Annotated in this window: 18 protein-coding genes; all 18 read right to left on the bottom strand. The window is 30.5% G+C overall.

The annotated features are described in order from the left end of the window. Positions 1–8: 8 nt before the first annotated feature. Positions 9–1148 carry a DegT/DnrJ/EryC1/StrS family aminotransferase gene (locus tag FK004_RS08995; protein ID WP_108736973.1) on the bottom strand — a complete coding sequence of 380 codons (1140 nt, stop codon included), beginning with the start codon at positions 1146–1148 and terminating at the stop codon, positions 9–11. Then, positions 1135–1569 carry a WxcM-like domain-containing protein gene (locus FK004_RS08990; protein ID WP_227871696.1) on the bottom strand — a complete coding sequence of 145 codons (435 nt, stop codon included), beginning with the start codon at positions 1567–1569 and terminating at the stop codon, positions 1135–1137. Before FK004_RS08990 ends, FK004_RS08995 begins: the two co-directional genes overlap by 14 nt. Beyond that, complete coding sequence (locus tag FK004_RS08985) at positions 1566–2528, bottom strand: MraY family glycosyltransferase (protein WP_108736972.1); 963 nt, start codon at positions 2526–2528, stop codon at positions 1566–1568. Before FK004_RS08985 ends, FK004_RS08990 begins: the two co-directional genes overlap by 4 nt. Positions 2529–2531: 3 nt before the next feature. Next, a complete protein-coding gene (locus FK004_RS08980) occupies positions 2532–3434 on the bottom strand; it encodes an NAD-dependent epimerase/dehydratase family protein (RefSeq protein WP_108736971.1) in 903 nt (300 codons plus the stop codon). Beyond that, entirely contained in the window at positions 3431–4639 is a 1209-nt protein-coding gene (locus FK004_RS08975) for a glycosyltransferase family 4 protein (protein ID WP_108736970.1), read from the bottom strand. The genes FK004_RS08980 and FK004_RS08975 overlap by 4 nt, the downstream gene beginning before the upstream one ends. A gap of 4 nt (positions 4640–4643) precedes the next feature. Continuing rightward, on the bottom strand, positions 4644–5783 hold the full coding sequence (wecB, locus tag FK004_RS08970; RefSeq protein WP_108736969.1) for a non-hydrolyzing UDP-N-acetylglucosamine 2-epimerase: 1140 nt from the start codon (positions 5781–5783) through the stop codon (positions 4644–4646). A gap of 45 nt (positions 5784–5828) precedes the next feature. After that, entirely contained in the window at positions 5829–6947 is a 1119-nt protein-coding gene (locus tag FK004_RS08965) for a polysaccharide biosynthesis C-terminal domain-containing protein (RefSeq protein WP_108736968.1), read from the bottom strand. 162 nt (positions 6948–7109) lie between these two features. Next, positions 7110–8144, bottom strand: a complete 1035-nt coding sequence (locus FK004_RS08960; protein WP_108736967.1) for a polysaccharide biosynthesis protein — start codon at positions 8142–8144, stop codon at positions 7110–7112. A 16-nt stretch (positions 8145–8160) separates the two neighbouring features. Continuing rightward, positions 8161–9297: a glycosyltransferase gene (locus FK004_RS08955; RefSeq protein WP_108736966.1), complete on the bottom strand. Its 1137-nt coding sequence runs from the start codon at positions 9295–9297 to the stop codon at positions 8161–8163. Beyond that, on the bottom strand, positions 9294–10502 hold the full coding sequence (locus FK004_RS08950; RefSeq protein WP_108736965.1) for a glycosyltransferase: 1209 nt from the start codon (positions 10500–10502) through the stop codon (positions 9294–9296). The genes FK004_RS08955 and FK004_RS08950 overlap by 4 nt, the downstream gene beginning before the upstream one ends. Further along, positions 10499–11734, bottom strand: a complete 1236-nt coding sequence (locus FK004_RS08945) for an O-antigen ligase family protein (RefSeq protein WP_108736964.1) — start codon at positions 11732–11734, stop codon at positions 10499–10501. Before FK004_RS08945 ends, FK004_RS08950 begins: the two co-directional genes overlap by 4 nt. Next, on the bottom strand, positions 11731–12927 hold the full coding sequence (locus FK004_RS08940; protein WP_157956062.1) for a glycosyltransferase: 1197 nt from the start codon (positions 12925–12927) through the stop codon (positions 11731–11733). Before FK004_RS08940 ends, FK004_RS08945 begins: the two co-directional genes overlap by 4 nt. Further along, positions 12908–14248 (bottom strand): lipopolysaccharide biosynthesis protein, encoded by a 1341-nt coding sequence (locus FK004_RS08935; RefSeq protein ID WP_108736962.1) that lies wholly within the window; start codon positions 14246–14248, stop codon positions 12908–12910. Before FK004_RS08935 ends, FK004_RS08940 begins: the two co-directional genes overlap by 20 nt. Positions 14249–14363: 115 nt before the next feature. Next, positions 14364–15242 (bottom strand): glucose-1-phosphate thymidylyltransferase RfbA, encoded by an 879-nt coding sequence (rfbA, locus tag FK004_RS08930; protein WP_108736961.1) that lies wholly within the window; start codon positions 15240–15242, stop codon positions 14364–14366. A gap of 98 nt (positions 15243–15340) precedes the next feature. Next, complete coding sequence (rfbD, locus tag FK004_RS08925) at positions 15341–16207, bottom strand: dTDP-4-dehydrorhamnose reductase (RefSeq protein ID WP_108736960.1); 867 nt, start codon at positions 16205–16207, stop codon at positions 15341–15343. Between the two features lie 14 nt (positions 16208–16221). Next, positions 16222–16761 (bottom strand): dTDP-4-dehydrorhamnose 3,5-epimerase, encoded by a 540-nt coding sequence (gene rfbC / locus FK004_RS08920; RefSeq protein ID WP_108736959.1) that lies wholly within the window; start codon positions 16759–16761, stop codon positions 16222–16224. Positions 16762–16766: 5 nt separating this feature from the next. After that, on the bottom strand, positions 16767–17816 hold the full coding sequence (gene rfbB, locus FK004_RS08915; RefSeq protein ID WP_108736958.1) for a dTDP-glucose 4,6-dehydratase: 1050 nt from the start codon (positions 17814–17816) through the stop codon (positions 16767–16769). Positions 17817–17943: 127 nt separating this feature from the next. Then, on the bottom strand, positions 17944–18948 hold the full coding sequence (locus tag FK004_RS08910; protein WP_108736957.1) for a mannose-1-phosphate guanylyltransferase: 1005 nt from the start codon (positions 18946–18948) through the stop codon (positions 17944–17946). Positions 18949–18967: the final 19 nt, after the last annotated feature.

Raw genomic sequence — 18967 nt, 5'->3', positions numbered from 1 at the left:
TAATATCACTATAATTTAAAAAAATTATCAAAAACCTTCTTTATTCTCAATTTATGATTTTTATTTATATTTGCTCCTGACGGTAGGCATAATCCTCTGTCAAATAATTGCTCTGCAATATCACCTCCGTAATAAGGAAATTTACGAAAAACAGGTTGCAGATGCATTGGCTTCCATAAAAATCTACTTTCAATATTTGCATGCTCTAATTCAACTCTTAATTTTGTGTTATTTCCCCCTATAGTTTCGGGATCAATAAGAATTGCGTTAAGCCAGTGATTAGACTTATAATCATCAGAAGTTTCAGAAAGTATTTTTATCCCATCAATATTTTTAAAGTAATCAACATAGAATTCGTGCATTCTCTTTCTTAGCATTATCCTTTGTTCTAAAACTTCCATCTGTGCACAACCAATACCTGCTGCAATATTACTCATTCGATAATTATACCCTATTTCACTATGTTGATAGTAAGGAGAGTCATCTCTTGCTTGTGTAGCTAAGAAAATAGCCTTTTTTTTAACTTCATCCGATGAAGTAATTAAAGCTCCTCCTCCTGAAGTAGTGATTATTTTATTACCATTAAAAGAAAAAACCCCTATATCGCCTAAAGTACCACACTGACGCCCTTTATAAATACTTCCGAGGGCTTCAGCACTATCTTCCAATATTGGTATTGAATATTTATTTGCAATATTCCTGACTTCATCCGCCTTATACGGCATACCGTAAAGATCTACTGCTATGATAGCCTTTGGAATTTTATTTTTCCTTATTCTATCCAAAATTGCTTTTTCAAGTGCAACTGGACAGATATTCCAGGTATCAGGTTCGCTATCAATAAAAACGGGAGTGGCTCCAAGATAAACAATGGGATTCGCAGAGGCAGAAAAGGTCATGGTTTGACAAAGTACCTCGTCTTCCTTTTGAACACCCAAAAGAATTAATCCTAAGTGTATGGCTGAAGTACCAGAATTTAACGCTGAAATATATTTTTTATTATCCAGAAAACATTCTATCTTTTTTTCTAACGCATCAACATGAGGACCACCTAAGGTAATCCAATTTTCAGACAAAGCAGATTGGATATATTTCAACTCTGAGCCACTCTTTAGCCCAAGTGATAAAAAAATCCTATCCTTTTTCATCAATCAGCCAGGTTAATTTATCATAACGCACATCGTCATCTTTAACAAAATCCAACGAAAGTGTTGAAAATGAAATTAATCTGGAATTTTTTTCCAAGGTTTGAATAGCATTTGCATACCCTGCAGGGATATGTAATATCCTACTTTCTGAAGCTTTCAGGACTATACTTCCAATAGGCAAATCTTTTGATGGTGAAATCCAGTCATCAATTTTTACATAATGAATTTTAAAAGATCCTTGAACACAATAAAAATTCTTTTCATCTAATTTATGACCTTGCCAAGCTCTTATGGAATGTTCCATAGAATTAGAAATAATATAAAATCTTTTAATTTCATCAAATTTGAAATCATTGACAAAAGCAACAGATCCACGTTCATCATTAAAAAAACTTCCCTCAATAACTCTTGGTTCCATCATATAGACACTTTATTGATTTTATGTAAGAAATAAAACTTTAGCAAATATAAACTGATCAAAGGTAGTAGAACAATTATGAAAATCTGATACTCGTTCACTTTTTGAAAAAGAAAAATAACCAAAAGCGATATGATAGCTTGTGCAGTAGCATATATTAAAGCAACCAGTCTATGTGGTAATTTGTATTCGTTACTTAATATCTGATAAAAATGCAATCGATGTGCCTCAAATATATTCTGTCGTAAATATAAACGATGCATAATTGTACAAACAGTATCTACACCATATACCGCTAAAAATAAAATCCAAATTATGGTATTTGTTTTTAAGATTAAACTCAATAATAGAAAAATAATCCAAAACGCAATTGAAATACTTCCCACATCACCTGCAAAACACTTTGCCTTTTTTCGATAATTAAAAAACAAAAAAACAAAACTGGCAATTATAGGATAAACGATAAAATCTAAATTGATGAATGTATAAATATATTGATTTAAATATACTAATACTCCCAATACAGAAAGTGTATAAAGCCCTGTAATCCCATTTATTCCATCCATGAAATTGTAGGCATTTATAATCCCTATAGCCATTATATAAACGATAATTATAGCCCAGAAAGGAAACAATTGAAATATATTTAAAAAATAAAAAATTAAACTTATAGCTGTAAAATGTGTTAGGACTCTTATTTTATTAGGAAGGCTTTGAATATCATCCCAAAAGCTCACAAGACTAACTAAAGTTATTCCTATAAAAAAAAAATAATTATCTAACATATTTTGTACAAAATAAAGTAAAGCTGCAAACCAGAAAATGACGCCTCCACCGCGAAGCGTAATTTCAGTATGAGCACTTCGATGGTTGGGCTTATCAATTATATTATACTTATCTGCTATTTTAAAATATATTACAATTAAACCAAAAAGAAAGATCGTAAGAAGTAAATATTGCATAAATTATATTATAAAGCTTTTAATTGTTTTTTCTAATCCTACTTGAGTTGAAACCGGTAACGATGCAATTGAAAGAGCTGTTTTTATTTTTTTGTTTGAAACTTTATAGTTCTCCGTTAACTTCTTCAATGTTTCAGAATTTAATGGTAATTTCAAAACATCCCCTGCTTTAGCGATAGTATAGATTATTAATTTCGGTATATTTATTAGTTTTACATTTTGATCGGAAACCGATCCTATTATTTTAACCAGATCATTTGTAGATATGCCCGTATCATCTGCAAAATTATATATCCCAGACGGAACATTATTATTACTTAATATATTCTCTATTAAATAGTTCAAATTATCAATACTTAAAAAAGATCGCTGATTTTCAAAAGCGGCTAAAGGATATGGAATTCTTTTATTGACAATATTATATAGGAGATTTAAATTTCCTTTATTCCCTGGACCATGAATCATACATGGCCTGATAATAAAAACCCGTTTCCCCTGAGGAATTTCTTTAGACAAAATATATTTCTCTGCCTGAAGTTTTGATTGCCCATAAGGCGTTTTTGGATTAGGGATTTCCGTCTCATCCAAAATCGTGGCTACTTCATCTGCTACAGCTTTAACACTACTAAAATATATAAAATCTTTTATACCACTTGCCAAAAACGCATCAAAAAGAGTCGCTGTTAAATCAGTATTTATTTCAAAATATTCTGCAGCCCCACTTGTTTTCTTTGTATCATGTGCTTTTCCTGCAAGATGTATTATCGCATCTGCCATATTATCTAACTTTTTTTTCCATTCATTAGATCTAAGATCTAATGAGGTTACTATGTTCTGTTTTTTAAATAAATATTTTTGCAAGTTATTACCAACAAAACCTGTGATTCCAGTTATTAAAATATTCATAACGATTTTTTAAGTATATGCTCTAAATTATCTATGCAGGATTGTAGCGTATAGTTCTTTTTATAATAAAGATAGCCATTTTTACCCATCAAATCTCTTGTGTTTTTATCTAATTCAGACATTGTAAATATAATTTCTGACAATTTTTTAAAATTTCCCGCAGGGGCTGAAAGCCCACATTTTGCCTCCTCTATTACTTGAGAACCTTCTCCATTCATCATTGCAAGAATTGGTTTTGAAGCGCTCATATATGCCTGGATTTTTGCAGGAACTGTAATATTAAAGACATCCTCGCTTTTTAAACATACTAATAAAGCATCAGATTGATTGAAAAAAGCTGACATTGCCTCGATTGGAAATTTACCCAATAGAAAAACAGTCTCTTGCAATTTATTATCTCTAATAAAAGAGGCAACAAAATCTTTGCTTCTTCCATCACCAATTAATATGATCTTGATTTTTGTATGCTCCCGCAACTCAATCGCTGCATTCATCAAATTTTCCATATCCTGAGAAATTCCAATGTTCCCAGCAAATATTACTTTAAATCCTTTTGGTAAATCGGGTATAACATGGTGGATATCTCCCTCTGAAATAGTATCCTCTGCCCAGTTTGGAAAATAAATCAATTTATCAGCATAGTTACCTTTCTCTAAAATAGACTTTTCAAACCCTTTCGAACTTATTAATATTTTGTCTGAACGATCATAGATAAACCTCACTATTTTTGTAAAAAGACTAATAATTTTACTATTTGAAATCCCCCCTGACACTAAACTTTCTGGCCACAAATCCAAAACCCAAAAATACATTGGAATCTTTTGCATTTTTTTAATAACAATTGCAGGGAATCCCTGAGTTATAGGAGAAGGTTCGTGTACAATGACGGCATCGAATTTATTATTGAAACTCAAAAAAAAAGCTCTAACTGATGCTAAAATGGCCCAACTAAAATAATTAAGAAATAGCCTCACTCCTCCACCTCTGCCTCTTGGGAAGAGCCATGTTCGAAAAACTTTTACGCCATTAATTTTTCTATCACTTTTTTTAAAAAAACCATATCCTGGATAAATATTACCTTCTGGATAATTAGGAAGACCTGTCAACACAGAAACTTCATGACCTCTTTTTTGCAATTCAAAAGCTAAATCATTACTCTTGAAATTTTCAGGATAAAAATATTGTGTAACAATTAAAATCTTCATTAGTCTAAGATTTTCTCCACACAACTCTATTAATATAATCAGTATAGCTCAATAATATTCTTACCATTTTATCTGAAACATTAGGCATAGAATAGTCTGCAACTGTTCTAAAATTTCGATCTTTTCCAGTCTTTTGATATTGTAACTGAACCAATCCTTGTATAATTCTTTCAGGATTCATTCCCACCATCATTACAGATCCTTCTTCCATAGCCTCTGGACGTTCATGAGCATCCCTAATATTTAACGCTCTGAAATTGAGTATGGAAGATTCTTCAGAGATTGTTCCACTATCAGACAATACTGCAAAAGATCGCATTTGCAAAGCATTGTAATCATTAAATCCTAGAGGTTTTAAAAACTGAATCTCTGGACGCATTTCAATATTTTTTGCATCAATCATATTCCTTGTTCTTGGATGTGTGCTAACAATAATTGGATATTTATATTTATCAGCTATTATGTTAAGACTTTCCATCAATCCCCTGAAATTTTTATCACTACTAATATTTTCCTCCCGATGTGCTGAAATAACAAAAAACTTTCCTTCTTCTAGATTCAATCTTTTTAATACATCTGAAGATTCGATTGCTGGTAAATAGTGATTTAGTACCTCAAACATAGGAGAACCTGTTTTTATAATTCTGTCTGCCGGTAACCCTTCCCGCAAAAGGTATTCGCGAGCAATGTCACTATATGTCAGATTAATATCCGAAATATGATCAACAATTTTCCTATTCGTCTCTTCCGGAACCCGTTGATCAAAGCATCGGTTCCCTGCTTCCATATGGAATATTGGTATTTGCCTTTTCTTAGCAGGAATTGCACATAAGCAACTATTTGTATCTCCTAAAACCATAAATGCATCAGGCTTTTCACTTTCCAATAATGGATCAATTTTTATTAAAATCTGCCCAACAGTTTCAGTAGCAGTAGTGCCTGCAGCATTTAAGAAAAAATCTGGTTTCCGTATTGAAAGATCGTCAAAGAAGATCTGATTTAATTCATAATCATAATTCTGCCCTGTATGTACAATGATATGTTCAATTGCCTCTGAAGCGTCTAATGCCGCCATTACTCTTGATAATCTTATGATTTCTGGTCGTGTTCCAACGACTGTCATTACTTTAAGTTTTGCTTTCATTTAATCTTTTTTATTTTTTAAATTTTGAAACGTTATGAATTAAAATTAAACGTTCTCAAAAAAGGTATCTGGATCATTTGGATCATAAAACTCATTAATCCAAAAAATAGTATAGAGTTCTTCATGCCCAATATTTTTTATATTATGGGTATACCAAACTGGCATATCTACATATGCAGGATTAGCACCATCTAAATAAAAATTTAAAACCTCGTCTGTCCCTATTTGTCGTAGCTGAATCAATGCTTTTCCTTTTATTACACTAAACCGTTCTATTTTTCTAGTATGAAAATGATTTCCCCGTGTAACATTTGGCACAGTTGTAGAAAATGATACTTGTCCACCAACATTCAGTCGAATCACTTCAACGAAAGCACCACGAATGTCTGTATGCTGGGTGAATTTTACAGGGAAATGATTTTTAATATCCATGTAGCATCGAAAAGTATTGAAAAGATTTACTTCAAATCGATTTTTGAGTGCTGGAATTATACCTGCTTCTTGATATTCTTTTTTAAAATATTCAAGCAACGAAAGTAATTCTGATACCTTTGATTCTGAAGTGTGTGGCACTAGAACTTGGTCTTTACTTTCCCCTGTTCTAATTTCATTTATAAATCCATCTACTAACTCTCCTACATAAATTAATTTTAAATCACTGTCAACATCTACTGTTGGTAATTCATTATTTGCAAGTCTATAACAGAAAGTTGCAACAACTGAATTATAATTAGGTAGTCCAAACGGTCCAAAAACATTTGGGATAATAAGCCCTGTAAACTTACCTCCATAATTCTGTGCCCATTGCATCATTAATTCCCGTCCTTCTTTCTTCGATTTTCCATAAAGATTATCCCGCTCTTCCTGAGTAGAAGAAGAAAATAGCACATGTGCTTTGCTTTTTGTTGATTCTAAGGCTGATATTAATTTTCGCACTAATTCGATATTAGTCTGATAAATAACTTCAGCATCATTATGCCTATTCATTGCAGCTAAATGTACAATTACATCACATTGTGAGACAAAAATCTCCAATGCCTCCTTACTTTCAAAAAAAACATTTTGAAAATCAATCTGTTCAAATTCGTTTTGAAAAAGTCCTAATGTATTATATAAATGTTTTCCAATAAATCCGCCCTGCCCTGTAATCCCAATTTTTAACATTCTTACTTTTTATATGTTTTTATATGTAAATTTAATTTTATACTTAATTTAATTTAGAATTAAATTAATACGTAGACATCTCCAATTAGAATCGATAATCTCTATATTATCAACATGCTAATAACGTATCTTAAATTGCTTAAGATATAAAGGCATGCATATTTATCCTGGCATTTGAGGCACATCTTCTCCAAAAATTTCTTTTCTTATCAGCGGAAGTTTTGACAAAAGTTTTTTCATCCCTTCAACCCCTAATTGTTCCGTATTATGAGAATGATAATCCTCAATAATCGAGACATCTTCTTCACCCTCAGAAAAATACTGGGCATAATTTAAATCTCTATTATCAGCAGGAATTCTATAAAAATCTCCCATATCCTCTGCTTTCACCATTTCTTCCCGGGTACATAGTGTTTCATATAATTTCTCACCATGTCGAGTACCAATAACTTTTACTTCATTTTGGGCCCCACAAAGTTCTTTTAGCGCTAATGCAAGATCCCCAATAGTACCTGCAGGTGCTTTATTCACAAATAAGTCACCTTGATTTCCATGTTCAAAAGCAAATAACACCAATTCTACAGCTTCATCTAAAGACATCAGAAAACGAGTCATGTTAGGATCGGTGATTGTTAGTACTTGTTTTGCTTTTATTTGATCTAAAAACAATGGTATTACAGATCCTCGTGAAGCCATTACATTTCCATAACGTGTTAAACAAACAGTTGTTTTTTCCAAATTACGTGAAGCAGCAACAGCAACTTTTTCCATCATTGCTTTGGAAATTCCCATCGCATTTATAGGATATGCCGCTTTATCAGTACTTAAACAAATTACCTTTTCCACTTCATTTGCTACTGCTGCATCGATTACATTCTGTGTTCCAATTACATTTGTCTGTACTGCTTGCATTGGGAAGAACTCACACGAAGGAACTTGTTTTAAAGCTGCTGCATGAAAAACATAATCCACATTGCGCATGGCTCTCTCAATACTGTTATAATCCCGGACATCGCCAATATAAAATTTCAATTTGGAATTATTATATTGCTTTCTCATATCATCCTGTTTTTTCTCATCTCGGGAAAAAATGCGGATCTCGCTAAAATGATCCGTGTCCAAAAAACGATTTAAGACTGCAGTACCAAATGACCCTGTACCTCCGGTAATAAGGAGGGTTTTATGCTTTATTTTCATGCTATTGGTTGTTTATTTATTTAATAGAATTATTACTTTCATTTCCTTTTTCAAGAATTACATCAAGATAATCTTTAGTTCTATCTAAGCTATTCCCAAATCTTGATCCATTCTCTATTCCCAACTCTATGAGATTTTTAGTTAATAAATCGTCTTTTACTACATTATAAAGTTGGGTTGCACAATCTTTAGCATCTAATGGTTTATAATATAATGCAGCATCACGACATATATCCCTTGCAAAACTTAAATCCGTAGTAACAATAGGAACTTTCATAAACATTGCTTCTAAATATGTTGTTGAAAAAACTTCTAAAAGTGTAGACATTAATACAACATCAACTGATTCATAAAGTGCGGGTAATTCATCCAAATTCACCTGCCCAACATATTCAATATATTTTTCATATTTTTCACCAAAGTCAACTTGTTCTTTCGTTTGAGAAATAACAAATTTGAAATCAGATAGATCATAATCAGCCAATAAGAAATCTATTACATGAGGAATAATTTTCAAATTTTTATGTTTATAATTAGCTGTCAGACATAAAAAAACATATTTAGCATTAAAATTAAATTTTTTATCCTTCCACTGTGCAGTATTCAAAAATATTTGATTTAATTTATTTGATATAACTTGAGTATTCAAAATATCATAGTCATATTTTTTGCAAAAAATCTGTTGTGCATCTTGAGTTTCAAAAATTATAAAATCAGAATTTTTTTTAAAAAAAAGAATTTTAATTTTTTTCATTAAGAATAATACAACTTTTTCTTTAAACGAAATGAACTCGAAAAATGGAGAATCTTCATATATATAGTGTGGAATTGCATAGCCTACAATTTTTGGACTATCACTCTTATGATATGACGGTCCAAAAACAGTAAATATAACATCACCCTTAATATTATTTTCAATTTTTTTAACAGCTCTTCCTCTAGTAATAAAATTTTTATAATATTGCTTATCCAAATTTATGAATTCAAAATTTTCACCATACCTTTTAAAATCAATTAATGTTGATATTTGTGGTGACATCAGAATAATAAAATCCTCATTCCTTTTCATTTGGCATAAATCATTTAGAAATGATAATGCAACCTGAATTCCACCACCTACTTGTAAATTAGTACAATCAATTATTATCCTCATAAACGATTTAATATTTTTATAATTTTATCTACTTGACTTTTAGAATTTTTCTCGTCAGTAATAAACTTTTTTGCTTTTAAGCCTATTCTATATAATTTTTCCTCATCCATTTTATATATTTCATCTATTTTGAATGCTAATGCTTCCACAGATTCATCCTCAAGCGAAAAACAATGTTCAAAATATTCAGGGGGTATTCCTTCTAAATTATACATTAATGTTGGTGTTCCAGAAGCAAAATACTCTATAATTTTTGAAGGAAAAGAATATCTTGTAAACTCCCCTTCTGAAGTCCTAGGATTAATTAGCAAAAAAGCTTCTTTTTGCTTTTGAATTACATCTTCACGTGACAACTGACCAAAATATGTCATATTATTCTGTATACTAGATTTTTCGTCTACATAAAAACGGCCATCACCATCACCACATATATGTAATTTTAAATTTGGATATTGTAAAATAGAAAAAGCATCTATAAGATTTTTTATTCCATGCCTTAGATCTAAAGATCCTGTGTATAAAATTATTTTATCCTGATCATTTACTTTGCTTATGATTTCAAGGTTATAATCGGGATTAAGGACCCCTTCAATAATTACTCGAGGCTTTTGCTTAACTTGATAAGGAAGTTTATCTATCATATTTTCCGTTAGCAAAACAAAAACATCAACACTCAATATATTTTCTTCGATGATATTCAAATCATGCTTTGCAATTATTTTCCTAAGAAAGGATTCCTTCCCTCCTGTATATCCGTAAATATCTGGGATAACCAAACCAATTTTTAAAAGTGGATTTTTATCCTTTAACTTCTTTATAACCTTCAAAAATGGTGGATAAACATCATAAATTAAAAGGAATGTTTCTTCACTTAGGTAATTATTTATTTTAATTGATTTCAATAAATTTCGATAAGCAAAAAAATGTTTAAAAATATTTACATTTATAATCCCTATATTTTCTCCTCTAATATTTCCCTCCCTAAATAAAAAAGATTTTGTAATTAGTTTTTTAAACTTAAAAGGAAAAGCTCCTATATTGGGTAAATTAAACAATTTTACTTGATAATCATTTTCAACAAATCCTTTCACAATAGCCCATTGAAGACTATTATTTGCATTTGATGTTGCCCCTATACTATTTTCAGTATAATAATGTTGCTCTCCTTTAGGGATTAAGCTTGAAAACAGGATCATTTTTTTCATGAAAAATCTTTTTGTTTATTAAAATATAATCCATATCCTAATAGGACATTAAAGAAAAGTGAGAATTTTAATTCTTGTGAGCTAAATAGTAATAGCATCAATATAAAAACAATTATATAATATTTCTTCTCAATTAATTTAGAGGCGCGAAAAAGTAATATTGTAATTATCAAGCCGTATATAATACCATAAACAGCAGTCAGATTCAATATTGTATTAGTTGCAGCAGATTCGGCAAGAAATTCAATTCCAAAAATACTTCTTGAATAATATGAGTAATAAGTTACAAAATTACTTAAACCTGAACCAAAAATCATATTATCCTTTATAATATATAGAGGAGTTAAAAAAGAAGACAAACGCGCCAATGAACTTTCATATTCAGCTCCATCCTGAGTTAATTTTGAAAAAACCTTATCATTTAATTCCGGAAAATAGTTTAATATAAAAACGAAAAACATAGAAATACCAAAAATGAAAAATGCATTTTTCAAATTTGAGTTTTTTATAAAATAAATAATCAATATTACTGGAAGCAATAATATTCCTGTAGTAGATAATGTTGTAAGTATTGCCAATACAAAAATTAGAAGTTTCCTATAATTTAATTTAGAACTTTTAATAAAAAAGACTTCAAAAAATACTGCAAAAATTAAGTGTATCACATAAACACCTGGCTCTCTAAAAATGCCAGTGTTTCGGAATTCATTAAAACCGTTAAATGTGTTTGAAAAAAGAACAAATTTATATTCTACATCACCATAATTAGAAATAGTCGGAAAAATACTGATTAAATCAGGACTGATTAAATTTATGGTATATACTATTAAAGAGAAAAACGCTAAGAAGTACATTATTTTGGAATACAATTTTGTAAAAACTGGAAATGAAATATTTTGGACTATAGCTATTCCTGTAAAAAAAGTAATTGCATAAACTAAGGTTCCCGTTTTAAAATCATTATTGATAATTGTAGATAAAAAAAGTATTAATATCAGAACCAGTATAGTTATGATTCCATTAAAGTTAGACTTACTGACAATATTTTTCGCACTAAAAAGTACTGTAAGCAACAGAATTATAATATATATGAAATATTTCCCATAGACAAAAAGATCATTTTTATTCGTCCCAAATAACAGAGTATCATCAGTTAAAAAAATAATTGTTAAAACTAAAAATAATGCTTTTTTACTTTTATTATTATTGCCTTCTTCCATTATTTTATTCATAGTTTCATTAAAATTATTGAAACATTAGGGTTAGTTCGAACGATATTTTTAAAATTATCCTTAGCTAAATCTGAAATTTCTAAAAACTTTGATGCCGAAAATTCAGACATTTGATTGATTTTATTTGCTAGATCCAAATAATCTCCATTTTTAAATTGTAAAAAAACGTCATTTATCGGAAGTTCATTTAAACCTTCAACATTGGATAAGATAAATGGCTTCCCAATACTCAAACCTTCCAAAATAGGCAAACAGGCATGTGGTTTAGCAAAGGGGCATATTATACCTATTGCATTCTGATAGTAATCAAATACGTTGTTTACTTTTCCTATTCGTATAATTTTATCAGAATTTTCAAATTTTAATTTTAATTTTTTAATATCATAACGTAAATATGATGAAAATACAGACCGTATTTTAAAATTCATTGAGCTATAATTTTCTGTGATTTCATCAATCGGCCCAAGAAATAATATACGGATATTATCATTTAAATATTCAAGCGAATTTATCAACTGCTCAAATCCTTTAATCCTTTGACTACCGCCCAAATAAATAAAATTCTTATCTCGTATATCAAGATTTACAATTTGAGATTCTCGAACTACTACAGGATCATAAACACAAATTGATTTATTTTTAATATTTATCCGTTTTAAATTATCTTTTGACACACAAATTATAAGATCAGAATATTTCTTCAACAACATTCTAAACCAGAACTTGCCTGCAAATCCGCTATCTAAAGGCTCCCTAACATGCACTACTGTTTTCTTAAATCCATATTTTCTACCCACAGGAATCCAGTCCGCTATAAATAATGAATTGAGGTATAACACATCGAACTTACCATTAAATTTTTTCAGCTCACGAGCTGAAAAGAAAAAAATATTTAGTAGACTTAAAAAAAATAAGTATATTTTTTTTAATGAATTCATTAGATTATTGTAGGAAGCCGCACTATGCGTGAAAAGATTATAATACTTCTTATAAAATTTACTTTGAGATAAATAAACAGTAACATTAAGTGCTTTTAAATAATCAACAGCATCACTATCAAATACACAAAAAACACTTACATCGTGATCAATTTTTAATTCTTTAATGAGTCCAATCAGTGCCACAAGACCGCCACCTAAACCAGAACCATGATGAATTATTAATATTTTTTTTTTACTTATTCCAGATTCCATTCGCTTTACCATTTATTAATTTATGAACCTGTTTAGGCTGAAAGTATAATCCTATAGAATTTACAATACAAGTTGCTAATATAATTCCTACTGGACTATTAAAATATTTAGATAAAAAAATTGCTAGAGGAAAAAAAACAATAGTTGTGAAAGTAACAATATATAGAGTCAAATTTATTTTACCAATACCGTTTATATAACTTGTATATGGCGACAAGATAACGTTTATAATTGCATATAAAGCCATACAAACAGATAGATTGAAAGGGATATGAACCCTATTACCTAACCATATTTCGTAAATAAAAGAGGTAATAAAAAGCATTATAACTATCCCAAATACAAACAGAACAGATAATTTATTTAAATTTTTAAGGCACTTTTTCAACCATACTATATCATTTTTAATCATTGCTTCAGTAACCGCACTCCAAATAGGTGTCATAACTATACTATACGCTATTACAGGCAACTGAAATAACATAAAGGCAGAGTTGTAAGATACTACATCAGAAGAACTAAATAACTGAGAGACTAATAAATTTCCAGTTGAGAAAATTACAATTGCAGAAATTTGTATTATAAAAAACTTCCCCCCAAGTCCAAAAAGAGACTTTAGAAGTACACTTTTAAAGCTTAAAAAGGAGGGTTTAATATTTTTAAATGTATTTTGAAAAGCTACAAAATTCCATATCACCAAGACTAATAATGGAATACCAACTAATATAAGCGAGCATATTAACAGACTACCTGAAACAAAATCTTTTAGGACTATTAAAAAGAATATTGATAAAACAGTGCCAACAGTAAATAATAAGTTATTGTAAGAAGGTTTTTGATATGATATGTAGATCACCCCAATCAATTGGAAAATAAAACGAAGCAAAAACATTACAAAAACAACATTTGTAAAAAGGTATAAATAATCCCGTGAAAGAGAATAGTTATTTATAATACTTCTCCAATCCAAAAAATAGTTGACACATAAAAATAAAATAATTACAAAACTAAACACACAAATACATGCAATATAAGTAGTACTTACTAATTCTTTTGCCAGCTTTTCATCACCTGATGATATTGCTTCAGTTAATTTATTTCGAAGCCCATTTCCTAATCCTATATCAAATAAGGCAAACCAACTTACTATAGACGAAATTGTCAACCAAATACCATATTGATTACTATCAAAAATATCAATTAACAACGGAACTAGCAACAAATTAGCAACTACACTAACAATCTTAATGCAAAAAGATAAAATTATTTGAAATTTTACATTTTTAGTTCTATGATCACTTAGACCGCTTTCAGAAACCATAATATTTAATTACCTAATTAACAATAATACTCTTTTAAAAAATTCATTTCAATTTAAAATTTGCAATCTCAAAAAATGATATATGCAAGAATTGTTCTATTGAAGATTAAAAATTTTATTTTCTATCAAAAATTCCCAATAAGTACTTTCCATATGCACTTTTTTCTAACTCAGTCGCCAGAATGAATAGTTTCTCCTTAGAGATTAACCCTTTATCATAAGCAATTTCTTCCAAACATGCTACTTTTAAACCCTGCCTCCTTTCAATAGTCTGAACAAAATTTGAAGCCTCCAATAAGGATTCATGCGTTCCTGTATCCAACCAGGCATACCCCCTCCCCATAAGTTCAACTTTAAGATTTTTCTCTAAAAGATAGGCTTGATTTATTGTTGTTATTTCAAGTTCACCACGCTCACTCGGGGCAATATTCTTTGCTTTTTCTACTACAGAATTAGGATAGAAATAAAGTCCCACTATAGCATAATTACTTTTAGGAAAAGCTGGTTTTTCATCGATAGAAATTACATTTCCTTCTTCATCAAATTCTGCAACACCATATCGCTGTGGGTCTTGTACATAATAACCAAAAACCGTAGCCTTATTATCACACTGTACATTATCAATCGCTGTTTTCAAGAGAGCCGTTAATCCATGCCCATAAAAAATATTATCTCCTAAAATCAAACATACATTATCAGCCCCTATAAACTCTTCTCCTATAATAAAAGCTTGAGCTAAACCATCAGGATTAGGTTGTTCCGCATATTGAATAATAATACCAAAATTACTACCATTTCCCAAAAGATTTTTAAACCCTGGCAAATCATGTGGTGTAGAAATTATTAATATTTCTTTGATCCCTGCTAACATCAAAACCGACAATGGATAATATATCATTGGCTTATCATAAACAGGCATTAACTGTTTGGATATTGATTTTGTAAGCGGGTATAAACGAGTTCCGGAACCTCCAGCTAAGATTATTCCTTTCATATTAGTTGCATTAGATTTAGTTTCTGAAACAGTTAGCCAAACCTGATTTACAATCAGTTGTGGTTTTCAGGGTTTATTTTAGTTACATTATCCTATATCTACCTACTTGTATCAATTAACTTATTCAAACATTTTATTAAGCTTTGCTTATAATTTGGAATTTCTATTTTATAGATATTCCTTATTTTATTTTTATTCAGTAATGAATAAGCGGGACGTTTTGCCAGTGTTGGATACTCTGAAGTTGCAATTCCCCTGACATCACAGTCACTATTTGTTAATTCTTTTATTGCTACTGCAAAATCAAACCAACTAATCTCCGCTTCATTAGAATAATGATAGATGCCAGGCACCCAATTCTCAGTATCTATAATCTTTAATACCACTTCTGCTAAATCTGCAGCATATGTAGGACTTCCAATCTGATCATTTACCACATTGATAACATCTCTTTCTGACATTAGGCGCAAAATTGTCTTAACAAAATTATTACCAAATTCAGAATATACCCATGATGTTCTAATTATTATACTCTGAGTATTATTTTCAATACTAGCTTTTTCTCCTAAAAGCTTTGTTTCTCCATACACATTCACTGGTATATTTTCAGCATCTTCTAAGAGCGGAAGTGAAGAGTTACCATCAAAAACATAATCTGTTGAAATATGAATAAGCCTACAATTATTTTCTGCTGTCCATTTAGCAATAATACTAACTGCAATATGATTTATACAATCTGCTAATTCTGGTTCTGATTCTGCTCTGTCTACTGCAGTGTATGCTCCACAATTTATGCAAAAATCGGGGTTTACTTTATTTAAAAAAGTGACAATAGCCTTACCATCATCTAACGAAAAATCAGATCTATCTGCAAAAACAAAATCAAACTGAGAATAATACTCTGTTAGCTTTTTTATTTCGCTGCCCAATTGACCATTAGAGCCGGTTACAAGTATTTTTTTCATGATCAATATAACTCTCAGTCTATAGCATCAAATCCCATCAACGAGAAATCTTTTGAAGAAACAATTTGTTCTTCGACAGTAACTTTCCAATCGATATTCAACAGGGAGTCATCGAAACGTATTCCCCTTTCATATTCTTTATTATATAATTTATCAACTTTATAACTAACCATCGCAGTTGTACTCAACACTGAAAAGCCATGAGCAAAACCCTTTGGAATTAATAATTGTTTTTTATTTTCTTCTGAAAGATGAATACTATAATACTCGCCAAATGTTTCTGAATCTTTTCGAAGATCTACAGCAACGTCTACTATTTCACCTTGTAGTACGCGAACTAATTTTGTTTGTGCAAAAGGAGGAACTTGAAAATGTAATCCTCTAATTACCCCCTTATGGGAGAAAGACTGATTATCCTGAATGAATTTTACTGCAATTTCATTATCTAAAAATGATACTTCATTGTAGGATTCAAAAAAATAACCACGCTCATCTTCAAATACTTGTGGAGTTATCACTAATAAATCTTTAATAAACATTTTTTCAATCAGCATTTTTTTTATTTATTGTATTGTTTTTTATAATACTCTTGGTAATCCCCACTTGTTACATTATTAAGCCACTCTTGATTTGACAGATACCAATTAATAGTATGCTCTAATCCCTGCTCAAAAGTAACCGATGGCTTCCATCCTAATTCTTTATTAATTTTAGAAGCATCAATGGCGTAACGCAAATCATGTCCTGGACGATCTTTAACATAAGTAATTAAGCCTAATGATGTATCTTTAGGTCTACCGAGTTTCTCATCCATAATGAAACATAATAATTTTACTAAATCAATATTTTTCCATTCATTGAATCCCCCAATATTATAAGTCTCATAATTTTTTCCTTTATGAAAAACAAGATCTATAGCAATGGCATGATCTTCTACAAATAACCAATCCCGGGTATAATTCCCATCACCGTATACTGGTAACGGTTTATTAGTAATAATATTATTAATAAAAAGAGGAATTAATTTTTCAGGAAAATGATTGGGCCCATAATTATTGGAGCAATTGGTAATTACATACGGAAGACCATAGGTTTCACCATAGGCTCTTACAAAATGATCAGAACTCGCTTTAGATGCTGAATAAGGCGAATTTGGATCGTATGCTGTTGTCTCGGTAAAAAGCCCTTCAGTTCCTAAAGAACCATAAACCTCATCCGTACTAATGTGGTGAAAGCGTTTACCTTCAAAATTTTCTTCCCATTGATTTTTCGCTGCATTGAGCAAATTCATTGTACCAATTACATTTGTTTTTACAAAAGCTAATGGATCCTTAATCGATCGGTCCACGTGTGATTCAGCAGCCAAATGCACAATACCATCAAAATCATGATCTCTAAAAATGGAATTGACGAAATCTTCATCTACTATATCACCAAATAAAAATTTATAATTAGCTTCATCTTCAATATCTGTAAGATTCTCAAGATTACCCGCATAAGTCAATTTGTCGAGATTAAAAATTTGATATTCAGGATAATTTATCACAAATCGTCTCGTAACATGAGATCCTATAAAACCTGCACCACCCGTAATTAAAATTTTTTTCATTATAACGATATAGCTACGTGAATTTCAAAATACTAAAAAACTGTAAAAATACATTTATTATTGAATTTAACTCTGTTTTGTTAAAAAAAATAACTTATTATTATATTAATACAAGTTAGAAGTCTAATTAATTTAATAAATCAGAATTCAACTTTTCCAATTGGTTGTATAATGTCTTAACGTCCTGTGATTGATCCTTGTGTAAAATTAGATTGGCAGTTTCGGTGTGCACAAAAATGGTATTTTCCAACCCTAAGAATGCCGTATAATTTTTAGTACCTATCACCATATTTCCATACGCATCGACAGGATGTCCAATAGTTTTTAAATACTCATATACGGATTCGAAAGACCCTAAATCCGACCATCCAAATTTTGCCGGAACCACTTTTATCTTCTTGCTACGCTCCATTACAGCATAATCAATACTAATTGAAGGAATATCCATCGATAGCTCACGGTCTAACTTTCCATCTTTACAATTTTTCCAGGCAATTTTTGACTTCTCATACACCTCAGGATTGTACAATTTCAATTCTTCTAATAAAACGCCTGCTTTAAAGCAAAACATACCACTATTCCATAAAAAACTTCCTTTTGAAATAAATTCCTGAGCTGTTACTGAATTAGGCTTTTCGCGAAATGACACGACCCTATCACCTTTATATTCTATATAGCCATAGCCTGTTTCGGGTTTGGTAGGCAGTATTCCGAAAGTAACAATGTTCCCTTCTTCTGCTTTCGCTATAGCAGCGCTAATCGCATTATTATACTCCTCTTCACCATCTATAATATGATCGGAAGGCGTTACAATTAAAATATCATCCGGCTCTGAAGCAAAGGCTGCAAAGGCTATCGCTGCTGCAGTATTACGAGGTGTCGATTCAATGATATTCACATATGCTATCTTAGACTTGTCCATGACAGACTGGCTTAAATGTGTATTTTCAAGATTTCCAATTACAATAACTTCATCAGCCAAATTATAATTCCGCTCAACAGTCATTTCAAACAATGACTTACCATCAAATATATCGAGGTATTGCTTCGGGAAACTTTTCCGGGATAATGGCCACAATCTGCTGCCAACTCCTCCAGAAAGAATAACGTGTTTTATACTATTTCTTTTCATAACAATTATATAAGCTTAT

The organism is Flavobacterium kingsejongi, assembly GCF_003076475.1.
GTDB classification, from domain to species: Bacteria; Bacteroidota; Bacteroidia; order Flavobacteriales; family Flavobacteriaceae; genus Flavobacterium; species Flavobacterium kingsejongi.
The sequence above is the reverse complement of the archived record's forward strand: the minus strand, read 5'-3'. Positions and strand labels throughout refer to the sequence as shown.

What these genes read in the sequence shown, in the direction of transcription:
- FK004_RS08990 (WP_227871696.1), bottom strand. Translation starts at nt 1,569, where the DNA reads ATGATGGAACCAAGAGTTATTGAGGGAAGTTTTTTTAATGATGAACGT.
- FK004_RS08985 (WP_108736972.1), bottom strand. Translation starts at nt 2,528, where the DNA reads ATGCAATATTTACTTCTTACGATCTTTCTTTTTGGTTTAATTGTAATA.
- FK004_RS08935 (WP_108736962.1), bottom strand. Translation starts at nt 14,248, where the DNA reads ATGGTTTCTGAAAGCGGTCTAAGTGATCATAGAACTAAAAATGTAAAA.
- rfbC (WP_108736959.1), bottom strand. Translation starts at nt 16,761, where the DNA reads ATGCTGATTGAAAAAATGTTTATTAAAGATTTATTAGTGATAACTCCA.
- FK004_RS08980 (WP_108736971.1), bottom strand. Translation starts at nt 3,434, where the DNA reads ATGAATATTTTAATAACTGGAATCACAGGTTTTGTTGGTAATAACTTG.
- FK004_RS08945 (WP_108736964.1), bottom strand. Translation starts at nt 11,734, where the DNA reads ATGAATAAAATAATGGAAGAAGGCAATAATAATAAAAGTAAAAAAGCA.
- FK004_RS08955 (WP_108736966.1), bottom strand. Translation starts at nt 9,297, where the DNA reads ATGAGGATAATAATTGATTGTACTAATTTACAAGTAGGTGGTGGAATT.
- wecB (WP_108736969.1), bottom strand. Translation starts at nt 5,783, where the DNA reads ATGAAAGCAAAACTTAAAGTAATGACAGTCGTTGGAACACGACCAGAA.
- rfbD (WP_108736960.1), bottom strand. Translation starts at nt 16,207, where the DNA reads ATGAAAAAAATACTTGTAACCGGCTCTAATGGTCAATTGGGCAGCGAA.
- FK004_RS08965 (WP_108736968.1), bottom strand. Translation starts at nt 6,947, where the DNA reads ATGTTAAAAATTGGGATTACAGGGCAGGGCGGATTTATTGGAAAACAT.
- FK004_RS08940 (WP_157956062.1), bottom strand. Translation starts at nt 12,927, where the DNA reads ATGGAATCTGGAATAAGTAAAAAAAAAATATTAATAATTCATCATGGT.
- rfbB (WP_108736958.1), bottom strand. Translation starts at nt 17,816, where the DNA reads ATGAAAAAAATTTTAATTACGGGTGGTGCAGGTTTTATAGGATCTCAT.
- FK004_RS08960 (WP_108736967.1), bottom strand. Translation starts at nt 8,144, where the DNA reads ATGAAAATAAAGCATAAAACCCTCCTTATTACCGGAGGTACAGGGTCA.
- FK004_RS08910 (WP_108736957.1), bottom strand. Translation starts at nt 18,948, where the DNA reads ATGAAAAGAAATAGTATAAAACACGTTATTCTTTCTGGAGGAGTTGGC.
- FK004_RS08995 (WP_108736973.1), bottom strand. Translation starts at nt 1,148, where the DNA reads ATGAAAAAGGATAGGATTTTTTTATCACTTGGGCTAAAGAGTGGCTCA.
- FK004_RS08950 (WP_108736965.1), bottom strand. Translation starts at nt 10,502, where the DNA reads ATGAAAAAAATGATCCTGTTTTCAAGCTTAATCCCTAAAGGAGAGCAA.
- rfbA (WP_108736961.1), bottom strand. Translation starts at nt 15,242, where the DNA reads ATGAAAGGAATAATCTTAGCTGGAGGTTCCGGAACTCGTTTATACCCG.
- FK004_RS08975 (WP_108736970.1), bottom strand. Translation starts at nt 4,639, where the DNA reads ATGAAGATTTTAATTGTTACACAATATTTTTATCCTGAAAATTTCAAG.